The sequence below is a fragment of the Streptomyces sp. RLA123 genome, assembly GCF_056270165.1.
On the sequence record NZ_JBWDOR010000003.1, the window covers coordinates 6,816,426 to 6,835,243 of the forward strand.

General features: G+C 73.0%; 16 protein-coding genes. 13 read left to right on the plus strand and 3 right to left on the minus strand.

Annotated elements, in window-relative coordinates; translation table 11 throughout:
• Positions 1-36: 36 nt before the first annotated feature.
• The 9 genes from RV983_RS31215 to RV983_RS31255 all read left to right on the plus strand — a co-directional run bounded on the left by RV983_RS31215 (position 37) and on the right by RV983_RS31255 (position 9,685).
• Positions 37-1,389 carry a prenyltransferase/squalene oxidase repeat-containing protein gene (locus RV983_RS31215; protein WP_475989043.1) on the plus strand — a complete coding sequence of 451 codons (1,353 nt, stop codon included), beginning with the start codon at positions 37-39 and terminating at the stop codon, positions 1,387-1,389.
• Entirely contained in the window at positions 1,386-2,306 is a 921-nt protein-coding gene (locus tag RV983_RS31220) for a hypothetical protein (RefSeq protein WP_475989044.1), read from the plus strand. The genes RV983_RS31215 and RV983_RS31220 overlap by 4 nt, the downstream gene beginning before the upstream one ends.
• On the plus strand, positions 2,306-3,487 hold the full coding sequence (locus RV983_RS31225; protein ID WP_475989045.1) for an energy-coupling factor transporter transmembrane protein EcfT: 1,182 nt from the start codon (positions 2,306-2,308) through the stop codon (positions 3,485-3,487). Before RV983_RS31220 ends, RV983_RS31225 begins: the two co-directional genes overlap by 1 nt.
• Positions 3,484-5,118: an ABC transporter ATP-binding protein gene (locus RV983_RS31230; RefSeq protein ID WP_475989046.1), complete on the plus strand. Its 1,635-nt coding sequence runs from the start codon at positions 3,484-3,486 to the stop codon at positions 5,116-5,118. The genes RV983_RS31225 and RV983_RS31230 overlap by 4 nt, the downstream gene beginning before the upstream one ends.
• Complete coding sequence (locus RV983_RS31235; protein WP_475989047.1) at positions 5,115-6,023, plus strand: ECF transporter S component; 909 nt, start codon at positions 5,115-5,117, stop codon at positions 6,021-6,023. Before RV983_RS31230 ends, RV983_RS31235 begins: the two co-directional genes overlap by 4 nt.
• A gap of 378 nt (positions 6,024-6,401) precedes the next feature.
• Positions 6,402-6,923: a hypothetical protein gene (locus RV983_RS31240; protein WP_475989048.1), complete on the plus strand. Its 522-nt coding sequence runs from the start codon at positions 6,402-6,404 to the stop codon at positions 6,921-6,923.
• An 83-nt stretch (positions 6,924-7,006) separates the two neighbouring features.
• Positions 7,007-7,849: a DUF4097 family beta strand repeat-containing protein gene (locus RV983_RS31245; RefSeq protein WP_475989049.1), complete on the plus strand. Its 843-nt coding sequence runs from the start codon at positions 7,007-7,009 to the stop codon at positions 7,847-7,849.
• A gap of 55 nt (positions 7,850-7,904) precedes the next feature.
• Complete coding sequence (locus RV983_RS31250; RefSeq protein WP_475989050.1) at positions 7,905-8,903, plus strand: ATP-binding cassette domain-containing protein; 999 nt, start codon at positions 7,905-7,907, stop codon at positions 8,901-8,903.
• Complete coding sequence (locus RV983_RS31255) at positions 8,900-9,685, plus strand: ABC transporter permease (RefSeq protein WP_475989051.1); 786 nt, start codon at positions 8,900-8,902, stop codon at positions 9,683-9,685. The genes RV983_RS31250 and RV983_RS31255 overlap by 4 nt, the downstream gene beginning before the upstream one ends.
• An 863-nt stretch (positions 9,686-10,548) precedes the next feature.
• On the opposite strand, the gene RV983_RS31260 is transcribed toward RV983_RS31255, so the two are convergent.
• Positions 10,549-11,565: a hypothetical protein gene (locus RV983_RS31260; protein ID WP_475989052.1), complete on the minus strand. Its 1,017-nt coding sequence runs from the start codon at positions 11,563-11,565 to the stop codon at positions 10,549-10,551.
• A gap of 161 nt (positions 11,566-11,726) precedes the next feature.
• On the opposite strand from RV983_RS31260, the gene RV983_RS31265 reads away from it, so the two are divergent.
• Positions 11,727-12,323, plus strand: coding sequence for a TetR/AcrR family transcriptional regulator (locus tag RV983_RS31265; protein WP_475989053.1), 597 nt, complete (start codon positions 11,727-11,729; stop codon positions 12,321-12,323).
• 15 nt (positions 12,324-12,338) lie between these two features.
• Here RV983_RS31265 and RV983_RS31270 read toward each other — a convergent pair whose 3' ends face one another.
• Positions 12,339-13,328, minus strand: coding sequence for an alpha/beta fold hydrolase (locus RV983_RS31270; RefSeq protein WP_475989054.1), 990 nt, complete (start codon positions 13,326-13,328; stop codon positions 12,339-12,341).
• 444 nt (positions 13,329-13,772) lie between these two features.
• Here RV983_RS31270 and RV983_RS31275 point away from each other — a divergent pair, with 444 nt between their 5' ends.
• Genes RV983_RS31275 through RV983_RS31285 form a run of 3 tightly spaced genes read left to right on the plus strand, consistent with a single transcriptional unit; the run spans position 13,773 to position 16,466 of the window.
• On the plus strand, positions 13,773-14,777 hold the full coding sequence (locus tag RV983_RS31275) for a glycosyltransferase family 2 protein (protein WP_475989055.1): 1,005 nt from the start codon (positions 13,773-13,775) through the stop codon (positions 14,775-14,777).
• The gene (locus tag RV983_RS31280; protein ID WP_475989056.1) at positions 14,764-15,201 is read left to right on the plus strand and encodes a GtrA family protein; all 438 of its coding nucleotides are present in this window, start codon (positions 14,764-14,766) and stop codon (positions 15,199-15,201) included. Before RV983_RS31275 ends, RV983_RS31280 begins: the two co-directional genes overlap by 14 nt.
• Positions 15,198-16,466 (plus strand): NAD(P)/FAD-dependent oxidoreductase, encoded by a 1,269-nt coding sequence (locus RV983_RS31285; protein ID WP_475989057.1) that lies wholly within the window; start codon positions 15,198-15,200, stop codon positions 16,464-16,466. Before RV983_RS31280 ends, RV983_RS31285 begins: the two co-directional genes overlap by 4 nt.
• Before the next feature lie 530 nt (positions 16,467-16,996).
• Here the strand turns inward: RV983_RS31285 and RV983_RS31290 are convergent.
• A complete protein-coding gene (locus tag RV983_RS31290; protein ID WP_475989058.1) occupies positions 16,997-18,748 on the minus strand; it encodes a hypothetical protein in 1,752 nt (583 codons plus the stop codon).
• Positions 18,749-18,818: the final 70 nt, after the last annotated feature.

The window sequence follows — 18,818 nt, forward strand, 5'->3', positions numbered from 1 at the left end:
GGGTGCGTCCCGAAGGCCACCGTTCAGGAGGCTTCGTTGCGCATATCCGGCCGCACGGTCGCTCCCGCGCTCATCACCGCCGCCCTTGTCGCCCTGCCGGCGACGCCCGCAGCGGCCGCCCCGGCCGTGCCGTCGGATGCCGCGGCCGCGGCCGGATGGGCGGGCCGCCAGCTGAAGGACGGCGACCACGTCGAGGGCGACTTCGGCGCCGACCCCGGCCTCACGGCCGACGTCGTACTGGCCCTGTCGGCCACGCGTACGGGCAAGGGCGAGACCACCGCCGCGACCGACTGGCTGGCCGCGCACGCCGAGTCCTACCTCACCGGTGACACGCCCGGCGACATCTACGCGGGGTCGCTCGCGAAGCTCGCGCTGGTGGCCGAGGCGGGCCACCGCGACCCGGGAGCGTTCGCGGGCCGCGACCTGATCGCGCAGCTCAACTCCCGTATGCAGCCCAGCGGCCGCTTCACCGACCACGCCACCTTCGGCGGCACCGAGGTCAACGACTACTCCAACACGCTGACGCAGTCGCTGGCCCTGATCGCGCTGAAGCGGGACGGCGCCGCCGTGCCCGTCGAGGCCGTGGACTTCCTGCTCGCCAACCAGTGCGCCGACGGCGGCTTCCCGGTCTTCTTCCCGGACGCCGCCGCGGACTGCGCCTCCGACGCGGACGGCACCGGGATGGTCGTGCAGGCCCTGCTCGCCGCGGGCCACCAGGACGCTGCCGCGGGCAAGGCGCTGGACTGGCTGGTGAAGAAGCAGGGCAAGGACGGTGGATTCGCCGGCACGGGTCCGACCGCGGTCGTGAACGCCAACTCCACCGCCCTGGCGACCCAGGCCCTGCGGGCCGGCGGGCGCGGCGCGGCCGCCGGCAAGGGCGCGGACTGGCTGCGCGAACGTCAGGTCGGCTGCGGCGGCGCGGCCAAGGACCGCGGCGCGGTGGGCTACCAGGAGGCCAAGGCCGACGGCAGCGCGCTGCGCGCCACCGTGCAGGCGGTGACGGCACTGTCCGGGATCTCGTACGCGACCGTGGACGGCGCGGGCGCGACGGACGGACTGGCGACCCTGGACTGTTCGTCACCGAGCCCTACGGCCAGTGACTCCGCCACCGCCTCACCCACCGCCACCGGTGAGCCCACCGCGCCGGGCGGTTCCGCGACCCCCACCGGCACGGCGACCCCCTCCGCCTCCGCCTCCGCATCGGCCACGCCGAGCGCCACGGCGCAGGCCCCCGCCGGTTCGACGACCTCGGGCGGTACGGGAGGCACGCTGGCCAGCACCGGCACCTCCGTGCTGCCGCAGGCGGCGGGTTCGGCGGCACTCGTGGCAGCCGGCGCCGCGATCGTGGTCGCCGTGCGGCGGCGCCGCTCCGCGGGAACCCGGGCGTGATCCGGCAGGGCTCGGCGGCGCTGGCGGTCTGCGCCACCGCGGCCGCGGCGCTGCTGTGGCCCGCCGCCGCCCCGGCCGGTGCGGCAGGCGGCTGCTCCGGCGTGCTGGTCGTCGTGGAGGACCGTGGGGTCCCGGACGCCCCGTACCCGAGCCGGACCGGATGCGCGCCGTCACCGCAGAGCGGCATCCAGGCACTGCAACAGGCTGGCTTCTCGGTGCGGCTGGGCTCCGGTCCCTACGGCGGCGGCTTCGTCTGCGCGCTGGACGGCGCACCCGGCACGGGATGCGCGGCGGTGGACAAGGACACGTACTGGTCGTACTGGTACATGCTCCCCGGGACCAGCGACTGGGTGTACGGCGCGGCCGGACCGGCCGGCCGCACCCCGGTCAAGGGCGGCATCGACGCGTGGGTGTGGCAGGACTCCGGTGCCAACGAACCTCCGTCGCCGCGCAGCGCGGTCACGCCGACGCCGAAGCCGACGCCCCGTCCGGCTCATACCACCGCGAAGCCCGGCGGAGGTACGTCGGGCAGCGGGACTGGCGAATCGTCAGGTAACGGCGCGGGCGGATCCGGCAACGGCGGGTCCGGCGGCGCTGCCTCGCACCCGGCCGTGAGCGCGCGTGCGAGTGGCAAGGGCGCGACGCCCCGTCCCTCCGCGAGCCGGAGCGCCGCAGCCTCCCAGAGCCCCGACCCGAGCCCGTCCGCCGGCTCCCGCACCGGACCGGCCGGCACCACGAGCACTCCCGGCGCGGCCGCGACCGTACGCGGGGTGCCGTCGGCCGGCGCCGCCTCCGGCGAACAGCGCTGGAACGGCTGGCCGCTGGTGGCCGGCACCCTCGCGGTCGCGGCCCTGGCCGGCGCCGCCGTCGTCCGGGCCCGCCGGCGCGACCGCAGGACCCCGGAGGTGTCGGGCTGATGCCGCGCCCCGGCGCGCGGCTGCTGCTGCCCCGCCAACTCCATCCGTTCGCCTGGTGGGCCTGGGCCCTCGGGCTCGCCACCGCCGCGAGCCGCACCACCAACATCCTGCTGCTGGCCCTCCTGGGCGCCGCGGCCGGCTATGTGGTGGCCGCCCGCCGCACCCGCGCGCCCTGGGCGGCCGCCTACGGCGTCTTCCTGAAACTGGCCGTCGCGGTGGTGCTGCTGCGGCTGGTGCTCCAGTCCCTGCTCGTCGGCTACGGCGGCACCACCGTGCTGCTCGACCTGCCCGCGATACCGCTGCCGTCGTGGATGAGCGGCGTCAGGCTCGGCGGCCCGGTGACCGCGGAAGCGGTGTACTCGGCGTTGTGCGACGGCGTACGCCTGGGCGTCATGCTGCTGTGCTTCGGCGCCGCCAACGCGCTGGCCAGTCCCGCCCGGCTGCTGCGGGCGCTGCCGCGCGCACTGCACGAACTCGGCGTCGCCGTCACCGTGGCGCTCAGCGCGGCGCCGCAACTGGTCGCCGCGGTCGGCCGGGTACGCCGTGCCCGGCGGCTGCGGGCGCTGCCGGTCCGCGGACTGCGCGGCACGCTCTCCATCGCCGCCCCCGTGCTCGAAGAGGCCCTGGACCGCGCGCTCGCCACCGCCGCCGCCCTCGACGCGCGCGGGTACGGGCGGCGTGCGGCCGTGCCGGCCGGGCGGCGCGCCGCCGTCCACGCGCTGCTGCTGGGCGGCCTGGCCTCCGTCGTCGTCGGTGTCTACGGCCTCCTGGACTCCTCGACCACCGTCCCCGTCGGCCCGCTGGGTGCGGTGACCACGGGCCACGCCGGTCCTGTCCTGCTGGCCATCGGGCTGCTCGGCTGCGTCACCGGAATGCGCCTGGGCGGCGCCGCCGTCCAGCGCACCCGCTACCGCCCCGATCCGTGGGCGCTTCCCGAAGGGGCGACCGTCGCGAGCGGCGCCCTCGCCGCGCTCTGCTTCGTCCTCACCTCACCCGCGACCGCGCTCGCCCCGGACCCGTGGTCCCTCCAGCCGCCGGGCCTGCCGCTGCTCGCGGCCGCCGGAGTGCTCTGCGCCCTGCTGCCCGCCCACCTCACCCCGCCACCGCCGGGCGACCACGACCGGGCCCCCGCCTCCCGCGGACCGGGGCGGCCCACCGACCAGCCGAGGAAACATCCGTGAACGCCGTCCACTGGGAGCAGGTCTCCTTCCGCTATCCGCGCGCGACCGCGCCGGTGCTCGCCGGGGTCGACCTGGCCGTGCCCGACGGGGAACTCGTGCTGGTCGTGGGTGCCACGGGCAGCGGCAAGTCCACGCTTCTGCGCACCGTCAACGGGGCCGTCCCGCACGCGACCGGAGGCACGCTGTACGGCACCGTGACCACCGCGGGCCGGGACACCGCCGCGCACGCCCCGCGCGACCTCGCGGACGCCGTCGGCGTGGTGCCGCAGCGCCCGGCGGACGCCTTCGTGGCCGACACCGTCGAGGAGGAGATCGCCTACGGACTCGAGTGCCTGGCGCTGCGGCCCGAGGCGATGCGCCGCCGGGTGGAGGAGACCCTCGACCTGCTGGGGCTGGCCGACCTGCGGTCCCGGTCCCTCCAGGCACTCTCGGCCGGCCAGCAGCAACGGGTCGCGCTGGCCGCCGCGTTCGCGGCGCAGCCCGGACTGCTGGTGCTGGACGAGCCGACCAGCGCCCTCGACCCGCCGGCCGCCGAGGAAGTGCTCGCGGCCCTGACCCGGCTCGTGCACGACCTCGGCACGACGGTGCTGCTCGCCGAGCACCGGCTGGAGCGGGTGGCGCAGTACGCGGACGCCGCCCTGCTGGTGCCCGGCGGCGGCGAACCCGTGCGCTACGGCGCGACGGCCGACGTCCTGGCCGACGCGCCGGTGGCACCGCCGGTCGTGGAACTGTCCCGGCTGCTGGGCTGGCGGCCCGTGGCGCTGAGCGTGCGCGACGCCCGCCGCAGGGCAGCCGGCCATCCGCTGCTCGGAGCGGCGCCGGTGGCGCGTGACACGCCGGCGCAGGGCGAGGCGGTCGCCTCACTGCGCGGGCTGGTGGCGCACCACGGACCGGTGCCCGCGCTGCGCGGGGTCGACCTCACGCTCCACGAGGGACGGGTCACCGCGCTCATGGGCCGCAACGGCGCCGGCAAGTCGACCCTTCTGGCGTGCCTGGCAGGACTGCACCGCCCCACCGCCGGCGAGGTGCGCGTGGCCGGTGAGAACCCCCTCAAGCTGAAGCGCCGTCAGATCGCGGCGGCCGTCGGCATGGTGCCCTCGGACCCCGGTGACCTGCTGCTCGCCGACCGGGTCGACCGCGAGTGCGCGGGCGCCGACCGCGAGGCCGGAGCCGCGCCCGGGACCACGGCCGCGCTGCTGGAACGACTGGTTCCGGGGATCGATCCGCAGGCCCACCCGCGCGCCCTCTCCAGCGGCCAGCGGCTCGCCCTGGCCCTGGCCGTGCTCCTCGCCCGCCGCCCGAAACTGCTGCTGCTGGACGAGCCGACGCGCGGCCTGGACTATCCCGCCAAGGCCCGCGCCACCGAGATCCTGCGGCAACTGGCCGCCGAGGGGCACGCGGTGCTGCTGGTCACCCACGACGTGGAACTCGCCGCCGCGGCGGCCGACCGCGTCGCGGTCCTCGCCGACGGCGAGATCGTCGCCGACGAGGACGCCGTCGCGGCACTGGCCGCCTCACCCGCGTTCGCCCCGCAGACCGCCAAGGTCCTCGCACCGGCGCCGCTGCTCACCGTCGACGAGGCCCGCGTCGCGCTCCAGGCGCTCGGCACGGCGCAGGGGACCCCGGCATGAGCGGCGCACCAACGCCCGCCGACGACGGGCACGTTCTGCACCTGGCCGCCCGCACCCCGGGCCTTCCGCGCATCGGCCCGCGCTCCGCGGTCGCCCTCGTCCTGGTCTCGCTCGTCGGCCTCGCCGGCTTCGGCTGGCCCTTCCTCGCCGACGCGTCCTCCCCGGTGGCCCACGGCCAGGACGCCCCCTGGGTGTTCGCCGCGCTCACCCTGCTGATCCTCGGCGTGGTCGTCAGCGCCCTGCTGGACGGCACCGCCGACGCGAAGTCCGTGGCGCTGCTGGGCGTGCTGTCCGCGGTGGGCGCCGCGCTGCGCCCGCTCGGCGCGGGCACCGCGGGCCTGGAGCCGATGTTCGTCGTCTTCCTGCTGGGCGGCCGGGTGATGGGCCCCGCCTTCGGCTTCGCCCTCGGCAGCACGGCCATGTTCGCCTCGGCCCTGCTCACCGCGGGCATCGGGCCCTGGCTGCCGTTCCAGATGCTCGCCGCCTCCTGGGTGGGCCTGGGCGCCGGGCTGCTCCCGCGCCGGGTCGCCGGCCGCCCGGAGATCGCCCTGCTGGTCTGCTACGCGATGGTCGCGGGCCTCCTCTACGGGGTCGTGATGAACCTGTGGTTCTGGCCGGCCGGACTCGTCGACCCGGCCGCCGCGACCGCGTACGACCCGCACGCCGGCGCACTGGACAACCTGCGCCGCTACGCGGGCTTCTACCTCACCACCTCGCTCGGCTGGGACCTGCCGCGCGGAGTCCTCAACGCCCTGCTGGTGCTGCTGGCCGGGCCCCGACTGCTGGCCGCACTGCGCTCCGCGACGGATCGCGCCGCGTTCGGCGCGCCCATCCGTGTGCTGCGGCCCCGGGAGGACCAGAGCCCCGCCGCCCGGACGGACGGCGAGGCCCAGGACCACACCTGACGGTCCGTCAGCGTGTCACGTCCACGAAGACCGGGTTGGCGTGGCACCCCGTGTCGACCCGCGGGTCGCCGTCGCCGGGTGTGTGCGCCGGCGGGCCGTGCGGGCCGACCGAACGAGCGCCCGATGGATGCGGGATGGCGTCGCACGCCCCGCGGAACGCCTGCCCGGAGCGGTCGTGGTGGTGTCCGGCCGCGCCGTGATGGCACCACGATGGCGCCATTAGGTGTGCCAGGGGGCTCGGATTCCTGCGTGGCACCGCATTGGTGCACCGTGATGTCAGGCTGTTTACGCAGGTCAGCGCCGTAGGTGTACGCGGCGCCCGCGGTCGTGCCGCCTCTGGCCTTGCGTGTGGCGCCACGATGGTGCCATTATGGCGTCATGGACCTCACGCCCTATGTCGACAACCTCCGCCGTGAACTCGCGGTGGCCGCCGAAGCCGGTGGTGAAGAAGCCCGCGAGCTGGCCGAGCGGCTCACCGCTCCCCTGGAGTCGGCGACCCGGCTGACCATGCTCAATGTGCTCTCCGCCGCGATGGACGAGATCACCCGCGAGCTCGCCCCCGGCTCGGTCGACGTGCGGCTGCGCGGGCTCGACCCCGACTTCGTGGTGACGCTGCCGCCGCGCGACGAGGCCTTCGAGGACAGGAGCGGGCCTGCCGAGCCGCTCATGGCGCCGCCCCCGGCACCGGGTGACGCCGACGAGGGCGCGACGGCCCGCGTCAATCTGCGTCTGCCGGCACACCTGAAGCTGCGCGCCGAGGAGGCCGCGAGCCGCGAGGGCCTGTCGGTCAACGCGTGGCTGGTCCGCGCGGTGTCGGCCGCGGTCGACGGCGGCACGCGGCCGCGTCCGGCGGAGAAGACCCGGACCGTCGGTCAGAGCTTCACGGGCTGGGTGCGCTAGCCGCGCCGCGCCCGCACCGCTTCACGTACACACCCCCTCCCACCGGCGGGGATGACCCGAGGACTCAAGAGGACGGTACAGCCATGCCTTCTTTCGACACTCCCGAACCGATTTCGGTCAGCGCCCACGTCGGCGCCGGCTCCATCCTGTTCACCGCGGGCGACCGCCCGGACACCGTGGTCGAGGTGCGGCCCCTCAACCCCGAGCGGGACAAGGACGTGCGGGCCGCCGAGCAGACCGAGGTCACGTACGCGGGCGGCGTCCTGACCGTGCGGACGAAGGAGCGCCGCCTCATCGGGCCCAGCGGCGCCGTCGACGTGACGGTCGACCTCCCCGCGGGTTCGCGCGTCGACATCACCGGACTGTGGACCCAGGTGCTCGGCGAGGGCCGGCTCGGCGAGGTCCGGGTGAAGTCCTCGTCCGGTGACGTCCGCCTCGACACGACCGGACCGCTCCAGCTGACCGCCTCCCACGGCTCGATCACCGTCGACCGGATCGAGGGCGCGGCCGAGATCACCACCAGCTCCGGCAGCCTGCGCGTCGGCACCGTCGACGGGTCCGCCGTTCTGAAGAACTCGCACGGCACCACGACCGTCGGCACCGTGACCGGTGATCTGCGGGTGAGCGGCGCCAACGGCAACATCGACATCACGCGCGCCGAGGGCTCGGTCACCGCCACCACCGCCCACGGCACCCTGCGCGTCGCCGAGGTCGCCCGCGGAACGGTCCAGTTGGAGACCTCCTACGGCGCCATCGAGGTCGGTATCCGCAAGGGCACCGCCGCCTGGCTCGACGCCGGCTCCGAGCGCGGGCGGGTGCGCAACACGCTCGCCGACGCCGAACCCCCGCAGCAGACCGAGGACACCGTCGAGGTCCGCGCCAGGACCCGCTGGGGCAACATCGACGTGCGCCGCGCCCAGGTCTGATCGCCCAACCCGCCCGGCTCCCCCCGTCAGTTCACCCTTCGAATGGGAGGGCTCCATGCCTTCATCTGTCATGCCCACGTCTAAAAATGAGGATCTGCGGCCGCCCGCCGCCGTCTCGGTCGTCGGTCTGCGCAAGTCCTACGGCGACAAGACCGTCCTGGACGGCATCGATCTGCGGATCCCTGCCGGGTCCGTGTTCGCGCTGCTCGGCCCGAACGGCGCCGGCAAGACGACCACCGTGCAGATCCTCTCCACCCTCATCTCCGCCGACGGCGGGCAGGCCCGGGTCGCGGGCCACGACCTGGCCGGCGACCCGCAGGGCGTGCGCGCCGCGATCGGTGTCACCGGGCAGTTCTCCGCCGTCGACGGCCTGATCACCGGCGAGGAGAACATGCTGCTCATGGCCGACCTGCACCACCTGCCGAAGCAGGAGGGCCGCCGCACCGCCGCCGAACTGCTGGAGCGCTTCGACCTCACCGAGGCGGCGAAGCGGCCGGCCTCCACCTACTCCGGCGGCATGAAGCGCCGCCTCGACCTCGCCATGACTTTGGTCGGCGACCCCCGGATCATCTTCCTCGACGAGCCGACCACCGGCCTGGATCCCCGCTCCCGGCACAACATGTGGCAGATCATCCGCGAACTGGTCACCGGCGGCGTCACCGTCCTCCTGACCACCCAGTACCTCGAGGAGGCCGACGAACTCGCCGACCGCATCGCCGTTCTGCACAACGGCAAGATCGCCGCCGAGGGCACCGCCGAAGAACTCAAGCGCCTCATCCCCGGCGGACACGTCCGGCTCCGCTTCACCGACCCCGCCGCCTACTTCGGCGCCGCCTCCGCACTGGGCGGGGCCACCCGGGACGACGAAGCCCTCACGCTCCAGATCCCCAGCGACGGCAGCCAGCGCGCCCTGCGCACCCTCCTCGACGAACTCGACACGGCCGGCGTCGAAGCCGACGAACTGACCGTGCACACCCCCGACCTCGACGACGTGTTCTTCGCCCTCACCGACACCGCCGGCATCCCCGGCCAGCCCAAGGAGACCGTCCGATGAGTTCCCCGTCCCTCGCCGTCCGCGACTCCACCACGATGCTGCGCCGCAACCTCCTGCACGCCCGGCGCTACCCGTCCCTCACCCTGAACCTGCTGCTCACACCGATCGTCCTGCTGCTGCTCTTCGTCTACATCTTCGGCGACGTGATGAGCGCGGGCATCGGCGACGGCGGAGCCGACCGCTCCGAGTACATCGCCTACCTCGTGCCGGGCATCTTGATGATGACCATCGGCGGCACCGTCGTCGGGACCGCGGTGTCGGTCTCCAACGACATGACCGAGGGGATCATCGCCCGCTTCCGCACGATGGCGATCCACCGCGGCTCCGTCCTCATCGGGCACGTCGTCGGCAGCGTCCTGCAGTCGATCGCCAGCGTGGTCCTCGTCGGCGCCGTCGCCGTCGCGATCGGCTTCCGCTCCACCGACGCCACGGCCCTGGAATGGCTGGCCGCACTGGGGCTCATGGCGCTGGTCGCGCTGGCCCTCACCTGGATCGCGGTCGGGATGGGCATGGTCAGCCCCAACGCCGAGGCCGCCAGCAACAACGCGCTGCCGCTGATCGTCCTGCCCCTGATCTCCAGCGCCTTCGTCCCGATCGACGCGATGCCGGGCTGGTTCCAGCCGATCGCCCAGTACCAGCCGTTCACGCCGGCCATCGAGACCCTGCGCGGCCTGCTGCTCGGCACGGAGATCGGCAACAACGGGTGGCTCGCGGTCGGCTGGTGTGTCGCCCTGGCCGTGCTGGGCTACTTCTGGTCGAAGTCGGTCTTCGACCGCGACTAGGACGGCCTTTCCCCCGCCTTCCCGCCCGGGTGCCCTGTGGAGTCAGGGCACCCGGGCGCGCGTCGCGGGTAGGCCCGGTACGGGGCCTCCGGGGCTGCACGTCCTGGACTGGACATTCACGTGCGTCTCCCGTGCTTTCGCCTGGCTCCGGCCGGGGGTGCCGCCAACTCCCCGCCCCCTCCGTGGTCTCCGCGGTCTGATCCCCGATGGGGGTAGAAACGGCACCGTGCTCGGGGCCGCCCGTTGGCGCAGCGCCGATCGGACCGCGCCCACTGCGCGGCCGACGACCGCAGCCCGTACAGCGGGGCCGCCCCCTGCAGCGTCGCAGGGATCGACTCCGGTGCGGCCGGCAAGGTCGACCACCGCCGTCACACCGCACGCGCCGGTCAACGTCCCCTTCGCTGCTGGGCGCCGACGATGGCACGAGCCATGACCGCCCTCCACGCCCCACCGGCCGTCCCGGCGCCGCACACACAGCGGGAGAGGACGCCGGGCAACCCTTTCGGCCCACGATCGCCACTGCGGGGCCGCGTCCAGGCAACCGCGGCCGCCCCGGACCGGCTCCACACCCCCTACCGGGGATCAGGCGCGACAACTTGCTTAGGGGGCTGTGGTGTTGGGTGTGTCCCCGGCCGGAGGCTGGGGGAGGGTGGGCGTTCTGGACACTGGAGCATATGTGGGTGCATGACCCGGGGTGATCAACGCAGACGCCTGAGTCACCTCAATGTGCTGTCCAGAATGCATAGCCCCGGAGGCCCAGACCCCGACACCCACGGAAACGGGCGCCGGGGTCACTGACTTCACAGGGCTGGGGGCACCCTCGGCCGAAGGTTGGGGGGGGAAAGACGGGCCGCGGCGCAAGCTCAGACCGCTGGGGCCGTCCGCCCCCACGGCAACCGCCGGACCGCATCCCGCAAGCGGGGCCGCACGGCCACCAGCACCGCGGCGCCGCCCGCCCACAGGGCGAGCGTGGCGAGCGGGGTGAGCGCGTGCGCCCCGTCGAAGTACGTGAGGTCGGTGACCGCCCGTACCGCGGCGCCCGGGGGCAGGACCGCCGAGATGGCCCGTCCCGCACCGGGCAGCAGGTCGGCGCCGATCGTCGCGCCGCTGGTGGAGTTGCCGATGGTGAGCAGCAGGAGCGTAGCGACCGGCACGCCCAGCGGCCCGAGGTACGTGCCCAGCAGCTTCGTGGTGAACGCCGCGGCCGCCGACAGCAGGGCCAGGGTGAAGGCCAGCGGCAGGAAGGGCGCGGGGACGGCGCCCAGGACGGGGCCGGCGATGAAGGCGGCTAGCAGGCCCGAGACGGCGGAGAAGCCGGCGATGAGGGTCAGCCGGTGCCGCAGGTGCAGGAGCTGGCCGAGCCCCAGCGCGTTCTGGGCGAGGACGAAGCCCGCGAGCGACACGCCGAAGGACACGTAGAAGCCCGCGAGGCCGCGCGCGTCGTACGCGTTGAGCGGCACGGCGTCGTGCACGGCGACGTCCCTTCCGGCCCCGTGGCCGTAGGCCGAGACCAGGTTCTTCACCGAGGTCGTGGTCGACAGGCCGTTCGCGCCGGCGACGTCGAGCCGCAGGTCGTCGCCGTGATGGGTGGCGCTGAGCGCCGCGACGACGTCGTGCCGCTCCAGCGCCAGGCGGGCGTCGCCCGACGAGGCGGCCGGGCGGACGTCGACCGCGTCGCCGAGTGCCTGCTGCAGCTGGTGGGGCAACTGGGAGCCGGCGACCGAGATGGGCAACCGGTGCGGCTGGGGGTCGCGCTGCACTCCGATGTAACAGCTGATGAAGGCCGCGACGATGACGAGGCCGATCAGGGCGGGCTGCAGCCACGCCCTGACCGGAACGGCGCTCCTGCGGTGCGCGGCCTCGTGAGGGGTGGGGTGCACGAATGGTCTCCAGGTTCCGGGGCGGTGAGGTCGTGGACCGGCGGCGCTGCCGGGATTGGACGAGACGGCCTAATGTGACCGGTCGTCTTGGACAGGATAAGCGCATGTCCTCCCTGAACATTCCCGGACCCGGACCTGAGACGACCGGTCATACTGAGCGCGTGACGACCAAAGAGCGGATCGCCGAGGCCGGGCTCAGGCTGTTCCACGAGCGCGGCTACAACGGCACCAGCGTGCAGGACATCGTGGCCGAGGCCGGAGTGCCCAAGGGGTCCTTCTACAACCACTTCAGCAGCAAGGAGACGCTCGGCCTCGATGCCGTCGCGCGCTTCTCCGGTTCCCTGGACCTGGAGACTTTGGCCGGTCCAGCCGGTCCAGCCGGTCCGGTCAAGGTCTCGCCGATCGCCCGGATCGAGGGCAACCTGCGCCACCGCGTGGCGCTGGCGGCGCGCAACGACTTCGCGCGCGGCTGCCTGCTCGCCAATCTGGCCGCCGAGATCCCGGCGCACAGCCCCGCTCTGAGCGAGGCGGTGCGCGCGCAGCTTCAGTCCTGGCAGACGGCGCTCGCCCGGACGCTGCGGGAGGCGCAGGAAGCGGGGGAGGTCGGCCGGACGGTGTCGGCCGAAGCGCTGGCGGACTACCTGGTGAGCGGCTTCGAGGGGGCGATGTCCCGGGCCAGACTCGTCCGCGACCGGCAGCCGCTCGACGGCTTCCTCGACGTGACCTTCGCCACCGTGCTCGCCCGCCCCGCCGGCTGAGAGCCCGGCGCGCGGTCAGCGGCCGCGGGTCTCGCGCCTGCGGGTGAGGGCGTACAGGGCCGTGCCGGTCGCCACGGAGATGCTCGCCGCCGCGGCCATCATCGCGACGGGGCGGGAGTTCGCGGAGGGGGCGAACCGGGGACCGGCCGCGCGGGCCGCCTCGAGGATCAGGTCGGTCACGGCCCGGGGCGCGGTGACGTGAACGGCGTGCGGCGCGTCCACCTCGACGACGTGGGCGCCGGCCCGGAGGGCCATGAAGCGCTCGTTGGCGGCGCCGATGGCCTGGTCGGCGCCGGCGACCAGGTACCAGGACGGGATGGTGCGCCATGCCGCGACCCGGGCCGCCTCGGTCACGATCCCCGTGGCGGCGGGGCGCTGTGCCGCCGCGAGCGAGGCCGCGGTGGCGGCCGGGACACGGTCGCTCAGCATGATCTCGTTGTACCGCTCGGGCCTGAGCCACAGTTCGAGGCCGCCGGCACCGTCGTCCCCGCCGGGCACCGCGACCGTGCGCAGCGCGGCGGGCAGCAGCGCGGATGCGTCCGCGAGATGGCTGCCGGGGTACTTCGCGATGAGCCGGCGGGTGTTCTCCCCCGCGTCCGGCGCGAAGGCCGCTATGTAGACCAGCGACTTCACGTTCGGGTTGCCCGCCGCGGCGTTGGTGATCACCGCGCCGCCGTAGGAGTGACCGACCAGCACGATGGGGCCCTTGATCGTCTTGAGGACCGCCGTCAGGTACGCGGTGTCCGCGCTCAGCCCGCGCAGCGGGTTCGAGGGTGCCAGGACCGTGTAGCCGTTCTTCTGCAGTCCGCGGATGACCGGGAGCCAGCCCGACGCGTCCGACCACGCCCCGTGCACCAGCACGATCGTCGGTCTGGTGCCGCGCCCGCCGCCGCTCCCGCCCGCGGGGGAGGCCGCCACCGGGCAGGAGACCGCGAGGGCGGCCACCGGCACGAGCAGGGCCAGGCAGCGTGCGCGGCGGGATATCGCGATCGGATTCGCAGGCATCGTCACTCTCTTCGCCTCGGGGCGCCTAGAGGCAGGCAGGACGGTTGGTGAAGAGTCTGCGCGGAGGGCGGTCACGGGGCGCGACCGATGCGGCCGTCGGAGTGATCCGCGGGGGTGGCGGACCGGCTGGACGGTGCCCGCGCGACTGTCGGGAGTCCGTGCCGGGGCGGCGCCTGAGGGCGAGGGCGGACGGTCCAGCTCACCGCGGCTTCCGTCCGGGCCGGAATGGAACGGTCCGTTCGGGTGTTTGCTGGGCGAAGCCCGGGGTGCGACGAGGTTCTCGCCGGCGCATGGGCGAACGATGGCCGGAGCGTCGCCGCGTGGTCAACTGCACGAGAACGTCAGGAAATCCGATGTTCGCCGTTAATTAATGTGCGCTCCGTAGATTTGGCGGATGTACAGGAAATCGTATGAGCGCCCCGCGCGCGTTGCGGAGGCCCGACGGTGAGCACCCAGACCGCCGAAGCCGCGGGTCAAGTGACCCGGCGCCCAGCACAGGAGTCCGGTTCCGCCCCGTTGATCTCCTATGTCCTGCCGGTCTACAACGAGGAAGAGGGCATCCGGACCTTCCACAAAGAGCTCGTCTCCGCACTCGACGGGCGTGGGGAGTTCCGATACGAACTCATCTACGTCAACGACGGCTCCTCCGACGCCTCGGCGGAGATCCTGCGTGATCTGGCCAAGAACGACGAGCGGGTGCGGGTGGTGGACTTCGCCCGTAACTTCGGGCACCAGATCGCCGTCACCGCCGGCGTCGACGAGGCGGGCGGCGATGCCGTCATCATCATGGACACCGATCTGCAGGACCCGCCCAAGGTCAGCCTGGAGCTGATCGACGCGTGGCGCGACGGATCCGAGATCGTCCATGCGCGGCGCCGGACACGGCAGGACACCTTCTTCAAGCGCACTACCGCGCACGCCTACTACCGCGTGCTGCGCAGCTGCGCAGAGGTGGACATTCCGCTGGACACCGGGGACTTTCGGCTGCTCGACCGCCGCGCCGCCGACGAGCTGCGGCGTTTCCGCGAGCGCAGCCGCTTCGTGCGGGGCATCGTCGCCTCGATGGGCTTCCGGCAGACCGAGGTCTACTTCGACCGCGACGAGCGGTTCGCGGGCGAGACCAAGTACCCGCTGCGAAAGATGGCGCGCCTGGCCACCGACGGCGTGACGAGCTTCTCGACCGTGCCGCTGCGGCTGATCACCCGGCTCGGCTTCTTCGTACTGGCGATGTCGATGGTGGGCATCCTCTACGCCGTCGGCATGAGAATCTTCCGTCCCGACATCACGGTGTCCGGCTGGACGATGATCATGGTCGTCATCCTCTTCCTCGGCGGCACGCAGATGCTCGCCATCGGGGTGCTCGGCAGCTACATAGGGCGTATATACAGCGAGGCACAGGGCAGGCCCCTGTACATCGTCCGCGAGGTCATCCGCCATGACGGCAACTGAGACGAGCAGTGCCGCAGGGGCCACCGCCGCGGACGGTCGCGCCGACCGGCGTGCGGACCTGCGGCAGCTCATCCGCTACGGGCTGGTCGGCGGCAGCGGTGTCGTGCTCGACATCGTGGTGTTCATGCTGCTGTACAACGTGCTCGGCCTCAACGAGCAGGTGGCCAACGTCATCAGTACCAGCCTCGGCATCACGAACAATTTCGTCCTGAACGCGCTGTTCACCTTCGACAAGCGCGACCGGCTGCTCGTGCGCTTCCTGCGCTTCTACGCGGTCGGTCTGACGGGCATCGTCCTGACCTACGTGCTGTTCCGGATCTTCTCCGACGGGCTGGGTGTCGACCCGAACCTCGTCAAGGCGGGCTCGCTGCCGCTGGTGCTGGCCATGCAGTTCGTGCTCAACAGAAAGTGGAGTTTCGCGTGAATCTCGGCATCATCGGCGCCGGTGCCACCGGTCTGACCGCGGCCTACGACGCGGTCAAGGCGGGCCACCAGGTGACCGTCCTGGAGGCCGCGGACGAACTGGGCGGGCTGGCGGCGTCCATACCGGTCGGCGGAACACCGCTCGAGCGTTACTACCACCACATCTTCCGCAGCGACCGGGAGATGATCACCCTCATCGAGGAGCTCGGTCTCGGCAGCGAGCTGCGCTTCCACAAGCCCACCACCGGCGTGCTCCGGGACGGGCAGTTGCACCCCTTCAGCACCCCGCTGGAGATGCTGCGCTTCCCGTCCTTCTCACTGCTGGACGGTGTGCGCTTCGGAGCCTCTTCCGCTGCGCTGAAGATCGTGCGCAACGGCGAGCGGTTCAACGACCGCACCGCGCTCTCCTGGCTGCGCCGATGGGCCGGCCGCGGCGCCACCGAGTCGGTCTGGGAGCCGCTGCTGCGCGGCAAGTTCGGCGACCGCGCCGACGAGGTGTCGATGGCCTGGCTGTGGGCGCGCGTGCATTGCCGGACCTTCGAGCTCGGCTACATGCACGGTGGGTTCGAGCGCGTCTACGTGGCACTGCGCGACGCGGTCAGCGCTCGCGGCGGCAAGGTCGAGTTCGGCAAGCAGGTGGAGACCATCCGCCAGCCCGAGGGCGCCGAGCAGGTCACCGTGACCACGGGCGACGGGGCGCGGTACGACTTCGACCAGCTGATCGTGACCACCCCGCAACCGGTCTTCGCCAAGGCCGCGGACGTCCCCGCGGACGCCGCGGTGTGGCGCAACCAGTACCTCGGTGCCACCTGTTTCGTCCTCGAACTCGACCGCAGCGCCATCCCCTACTACTGGCTCAACATCAACGACCCGGACTTCCCGTTCCTGGCCGTCGTCGAGCACACGCAGATGGTCGACCGGGCGGAGTACGGCGGCCGGCACGTTCTGTACGTCGGGAACTACGTGCCGCGCGACGACTGGCGTTTCACCACCGCACCGGCCGAGCTGCTGGACCGGTACATCCCGTACCTGCAGCGGCTCAACCCGGACTTCGACCGCACCTGGATCCAGGAGTGGCACTTCTCCCGTGCCCCCTTCGCCCAGCCCGTGGTCACGCCCGAATACCGTGCCGGCATCCCGGACCACCGCACCCACATGAGCCGGGTCACCCTGGCCACCATGGCGCAGATCTACCCCCACGACCGCGGTCAGAACTACGCCGTCGCCCTCGCCCGCAAGGTCACCCGCCTCATCGGCGCGAGCTGACCGCACGCGATCGCGGCAGAGCGACGGGCCCCGCGGGACAGATGTCCCGCGGGGCCCCCGGCTCTGCGATCAGCAGCCGTCCGGCCGTTCATCGGCCACACGCTCCTGGCCTGTGATCGATCACGGTATGGCCCGTGCCTCACGACCGACGCCATGTCGTGCCTGCGGTCCGGGCGCCGCCGGCGAGCCCGACAAGGCGCGGAGAGGTGCGGCTCGACCCGGATCGGTTGATCGAGCTGATGGCCCGCTCGGCGGCGTCGCGCTTCGTGTACCGGTCCTCGGCCGAAGCCCGGCAGCCCCTCCGCCACGTGATCCCTTGCGCGAGCCGGCCGGCCGTCGACCTTCCACGTGTTCGTGTGCCGGAGTTCGCGACGTCTCAGGTGCTCGCGGCAGGGACCTGTGCGGCAGGCCCTGGCTGCCGCGACGCATCTTCTCCCGCACCCGCGCGCACCGGGGCCGGTCAGCCCGCTGTCCCGGCGTGACGATCAGGGACAACGGGCGACCGAGGCCGGCCGTGCTCAGAGCGATTCCTAACGGCGGCGGCAGACCACGGGCAGGGTCGGGTCGCCGCCGTTCAGCGGCGGACAGTCGTACACGTCCTTGATGCGGGCGGTGAGCGCGGCGTCCACGCGGTTGAGGACGAACCACGACCGTTGCAGTACGGCGTACGGCGCCGGGTGCTCGGTGATGCAGGCCTCGTTCTCGGCGTAGGACGGCAGCTGGTTCACCTCCGGCGCGAACTTGGTGCGCTGCAGGACGGTCGCGATCGGGTAGCGGCAATTCACAGGGTGCCCTACGTAGTAGGCGACATCGCCGAATGCCAGGTACAGGACGGGAGCACCGGGCGGAATCTCCCGGTTCACCACGGCCGCCCCGGCGGCGACGGCGGCACTGCGCCGGTGCTCGTCGGCGTTCGTGATCAGGACCTTGCCGTGGCCCATCTGGCGGGGCGTCTGCGGCCACACCGGTGCCGTCAGGCAGGCCACCCCGGTGACGGCGGTGAGCGCCACCGCGACGGCGGCGGGCCACCGGTGACGGGAAGCCCGCAGCTGCTCGCCGGAGGCGCGCCGCGTTCGCACCGTCAACAGGTCCGCGAGTCCCGCGAGCAACGCCAGCACGACGCCGGACCAGGCAGTCCCAACGTTCAGCAGCACACCCGGGGCGTCCACGATGAAGGGTGCTCCCGCGGCGTACAGCGCGGTGAGCGCGGTGAGGAACACCGGCGGCCGTCCGTGAGCGCCGTACCAGGTGGCGATGGCGACGGCCCACAGGCCCGCGGCGGCTACCGGGAGCGCGGCGCTGTGGTACAGGAACCAGTTGCCCTGCACCGCCACGGCCGCCATGCAGACCAGGACGAACGCGGCCGCCAGCAGCGTCAGTTCCAGTCGGCGCAGACGCCCGTCGACCCGCGACAGGAACAGCAGCAGAGCGGCGGGTGCCAGCGCGACCAGCGGGCTGAGGTACATGCGGTCGGCCAGATAGGTCAGCGACCGGTCGAGCACGAAGCCCAGGTGCAGGTTGTCGGAGGTCACCGCGTTCGCGTTGAGCTTGGGCATGTCCCGCGCCCACTGCCACTCGTGGGACCCGGACAGCGTCGACAGCCCGAACAGAGCCGCCGCTGCGACCCCCGTGGCGATGGCGAGCAGCACCGCACGCAGCCGGTCGGCGGCGAAGAGCACGATCAGCGCCATCGCGGCCGTGGCCGCGGTGGAGTACTTCATCATGATCGCCACGCCGAGAGGCAATGCAGCCGTCAGCGCGCCGACCCACCGGCTTTCGAAAGCGAACGCCACGGCGACCGCGACCACGGCGAAAAGCGCTGCGGCCCATTCGGGCTCCAGGAACTCGACTCCCGGGGCGAAGGCCAGCGCCATCGCGACCACCGCCGCCGTCAGCGTGGCGTCACGCAGTGGCATCCGCCGCGCCAGCGCCGCGCGCAGCCCCAGACCCGTCGCGACGCACAGCAGCACGGCGGCGAACCGGATCACCGACTCACGGGTGTCCGTGGACCCCCACGAGACGGAGTCCAGTGCGGCAATGAACCAGCGGTAGAACAAGGGGCGGTGAGTGAATGTCTCGGAGGGCGAGAAGCCGGCGGCCCGCGCACTTCGCAGGCAGGCCAGCACGTATTTGCTGTCACCGTTCAGCCCTGCCGTGGCCACGGAGTAGCACAGGAGCGCACACGCCGCGAGCGCTCCGCCCCAGAGCGCCGGCCGCAGGCCGCGGCGCCGTGTCGGCAGTGGCAGCAGCTTGCTGAGAGTGAGATAGCCCGAATCATTCACGCGGTTGAACATACCAGCCGTGTAATACGACGATATCGCCAGGGAATTGCGTCACCGGGACGACTTCGCG

Bases quoted from the DNA above. Each gene is read 5' to 3' on its own strand.
- RV983_RS31240 (WP_475989048.1), top strand. From the start codon at position 6,402: ATGGACCTCACGCCCTATGTCGACAACCTCCGCCGTGAACTCGCGGTG.
- RV983_RS31250 (WP_475989050.1), top strand. From the start codon at position 7,905: ATGCCTTCATCTGTCATGCCCACGTCTAAAAATGAGGATCTGCGGCCG.
- RV983_RS31225 (WP_475989045.1), top strand. From the start codon at position 2,306: ATGCCGCGCCCCGGCGCGCGGCTGCTGCTGCCCCGCCAACTCCATCCG.
- RV983_RS31235 (WP_475989047.1), top strand. From the start codon at position 5,115: ATGAGCGGCGCACCAACGCCCGCCGACGACGGGCACGTTCTGCACCTG.
- RV983_RS31255 (WP_475989051.1), top strand. From the start codon at position 8,900: ATGAGTTCCCCGTCCCTCGCCGTCCGCGACTCCACCACGATGCTGCGC.
- RV983_RS31270 (WP_475989054.1), bottom strand. From the start codon at position 13,328: ATGCCTGCGAATCCGATCGCGATATCCCGCCGCGCACGCTGCCTGGCC.
- RV983_RS31280 (WP_475989056.1), top strand. From the start codon at position 14,764: ATGACGGCAACTGAGACGAGCAGTGCCGCAGGGGCCACCGCCGCGGAC.
- RV983_RS31245 (WP_475989049.1), top strand. From the start codon at position 7,007: ATGCCTTCTTTCGACACTCCCGAACCGATTTCGGTCAGCGCCCACGTC.